Origin of the sequence: Neisseria sp. P0006.S009 (genome assembly GCF_051962915.1) — a bacterium.
Lineage (GTDB): Bacteria > Pseudomonadota > Gammaproteobacteria > Burkholderiales > Neisseriaceae > Neisseria > Neisseria subflava_E.
Map to the genome: position 1 here is coordinate 1 of NZ_JBQCUV010000026.1, position 239 is coordinate 239.

Annotated in this window: 1 pseudogene; it reads right to left on the reverse strand. The window is 59.0% G+C overall.

Annotated elements, in window-relative coordinates:
- Window positions 1-239 (reverse strand): annotated as a pseudogene (locus tag ACTHTK_RS10325) (hypothetical protein); the annotation flags it as partial.

A 239-nucleotide genomic window follows, 5' to 3' on the forward strand; every position in this document is an offset into this window, starting at 1 on the left:
GCGTTGACGGTGTAGATGTCTTGGCCGTTGGCGCCGGTCGTTTTCACCACGTCTTTGATGTTGGTACCGGCTGCAACTTCGGTACGGGCGGCGGCGCTTTGCTGTTTCAGCTGGCTGTAGTTGACGGCGTCGGTGTCATCGGTACCGGCGGCTACGTTGGTAATCTTGTTGCCGGCGGCATTGATGCCTGACTTGGTCACACTCGGGCCACCGGTAATGGTGAGGCCGTCTGAATTCAG